The organism is Sporomusa sp., from assembly GCF_057736855.1.
On the sequence record NZ_JBYKYF010000357.1, the window covers coordinates 1 to 2,715 of the forward strand.

Here is a 2,715-nt window from a genome sequence, read left to right on the forward strand (position 1 = left end):
TATACAAACCGTAAAAGTGCTCCACCAGTTGAACATTGCTGTTGAAAAGGATGCTCAGCAATTTTTTTGCTTGAACTTGAATAGTTTCTGGCAACAAGATAAAAATCTTCCCCGCCATACCAAAATACAAAGAATCACAGCAGGATTGCCGAATAAGGTTGGCAACAGTTTTCAAAGTCGTGTCACCAGGGCAAATACCCGTTACCATCATTATAGTAGTTAGCATGGGCAATATCAATCATACATAAAAAAGGAAGTAATCATTCCTAGCGTGTTGCCTGCTTAAACGCCTGACAAAATATATGGCAAAAATAGTAGCAATAATATACGCGTTGGTTAATCTGTCAGGAAACCTCTATGCCGACTACGTTTACCTTACAAGGTTGTCATGAGCTACCATTATGGCTATTGTATTAAGTTTCGCTATTTGTACTAAAAATCCTCCCCCGCTGAAACGCCTGCTCATTAATGCCTAATAGTTCCGGTTTTTTAGCAAACATTTTGGCAAAAGCCTTTACCACTGCATCACTAGATACAACTTTGCTTGTACCAACAATCACTCCAACCATAACCATGTTAGCCGTTTTCGTATTGCCAAGTTCGGCAGCTATATCATTGGCAGGAACCCGATATACTTTGATGTCAGTTCGTTTAGCCTCCCGCTCAATAAGAGAACTATTGATAATTAATATACCTCCTGACTGAAGGGTCGGTTCAAATTTATCAAGTGAGGGTAAGTTCATCGCCACCACTAAATTAGGTTCAGTTACTATGGGAGCACCGATGGGATCATCTGAGACAATTACTGAACAATTCGCTGTGCCGCCACGCATTTCCGGACCATATGACGGGATCCAAGATACCTGTTTATTGTCAATCATGCCGGCGTAAGTTAAAATTTGTCCCATAAGCATAACCCCTTGACCACCAAATCCGGCGAATATCATTTCATGAGTCATGGTTTCGCCCCCTCTACCGTTTTGTATACACCCAGAGGGTAATAGGGAATCAAGTTCTGTTCTAACCATTTAGCAGCTTCCACCGGGCTCATGCCCCAGTTGGTAGGACAAGTTGATAATACTTCAACTAACGAAAAGCCTTCACCACGAATTTGTACTTCAAAGGCTTTTTTAATTGCAGCTTTTGCTTTCGCCATGTTGCCAGGAGTATTAACAGCTACGCGGCAGATAAATTTTGCTCCATCAAGAGTAGCCAGCATTTCCGATACTTTAAGAGGATAACCTGCAGTATCCGCATTTCGACCATAGGGCGAAGTATTAGTCATTTGTCCTACAAGGGTTGTAGGTGCCATTTGCCCGCCAGTCATACCATAAATAGCATTATTCACAAAGATAGTCGTTATCTTTTCTCCTCTGGCAGCCGCATGAACAATTTCAGCACACCCAATAGCCGCTAAATCGCCATCACCTTGATAGGTGAAAACTACGGCATCTGGATGGACACGTTTTACCCCGGTAGCGACGGCAGGCGCACGACCATGAGCTGATTCTAAAGCGTCAAAATTAAAGTATTCATACGCTAATACGGAGCAGCCAACCGGAGCTACCCCTATAGCCTTATCACGCACATCTAGTTCATCTAGCACTTCAGCAACCAGCCGATGAATAATGCCGTGATGACAGCCGGGACAATAGTGAAAAGCAACATCTTTCAGTCCCTGAGGCCTGGAAAAAATTTTTTCACTCATTGACCATCAGCCCCTCCTTGCAGCAGATTAACAATCTGTTCGTATACTGCTTTCGGACTAGGTATCATCCCGCCAGTACGTCCATAGAAATACACCGGTTTAGCGCCGTTAACCGACAAACGAACATCTTCGACCATTTGGCCGGCGCTTAATTCAAGTGTTAGAAAAGCACTTGCCTTCTTAGCTAATTGTGCGAGAGGCTCTTGGGGAAATGGCCATAAGGTAATCGGCCGCAACATACCTACTTTGAGACCTTGACTCCTGGCCTTTTCCATTGCAGTACGGGCAATGCGGGACGTAATCCCATAGGCTACTAATACAAGTTCTGCATCCTCTGTAAATAATTCGTCATACCGTACTTCACTGCTACTGATCTGTGCATATTTTTTTTGGAGATGAATGTTATGTTGCTCAAGTCTTTCGGGCTGTAAATAAAGAGATTTGATAATATTAGGCTCACTGCGACCTCTTAATCCGGTTGCAGCCCAAGGCTTAGCAATTGGCTTTGCCTCAACATTATGGAATGCAACTGGCTCCATCATTTGCCCTAATGCGCCATCACCCAAAATCATAACAGGATTACGATATTTATCTGCAAGATCGAACGCCAGCATGGTTGTATCTACCATTTCTTGAACGGAATTGGGTGCCAATACTATAATACGATAATCACCATGACCGCCACCCTTAGTAGCTTGGAAGTAGTCTGACTGTGCTGGCTGAATGCCGCCTAAACCAGGTCCGCCACGTGCTATATTTACAATAACACAAGGAAGTTCTGCAGCGGCGATATAAGAAATTCCTTCCATTTTTAAGCTTATTCCAGGACTGGATGAAGATGTCATAACTCTGGCTCCAGCACCAGCAGCACCATATACCATATTTATCGCCGCTATTTCGCTCTCTGCCTGAAGAAAAACACCATTAATCTGCGGCATTCTCCTGGACATGTACTCAGTTATTTCCGTTTGCGGTGTTATTGGGTAGCCAAAATAATGACGACAACC

4 protein-coding genes are annotated in these 2,715 nt (G+C 43.6%); all 4 read right to left on the reverse strand.

Features of this window, described 5'->3' with window-relative positions; genetic code table 11:
• The coding region (locus AC29Z1_RS16105) for a hypothetical protein (RefSeq protein WP_488272470.1) at positions 1–208 on the reverse strand (208 nt) is incomplete at its 3' end.
• A 205-nt stretch (positions 209–413) separates the two neighbouring features.
• Complete coding sequence (locus tag AC29Z1_RS16110; RefSeq protein WP_488272471.1) at positions 414–959, reverse strand: 2-oxoacid:ferredoxin oxidoreductase subunit gamma family protein; 546 nt, start codon at positions 957–959, stop codon at positions 414–416.
• Positions 956–1,708, reverse strand: a complete 753-nt coding sequence (locus tag AC29Z1_RS16115) for a thiamine pyrophosphate-dependent enzyme (protein WP_488272472.1) — start codon at positions 1,706–1,708, stop codon at positions 956–958. The genes AC29Z1_RS16110 and AC29Z1_RS16115 overlap by 4 nt, the downstream gene beginning before the upstream one ends.
• Positions 1,705–2,715 (reverse strand): 3-methyl-2-oxobutanoate dehydrogenase subunit VorB (locus AC29Z1_RS16120; protein WP_488272473.1); only part of this gene is annotated, 1,011 nt, incomplete at its 5' end. The genes AC29Z1_RS16120 and AC29Z1_RS16115, both read right to left, overlap by 4 nt.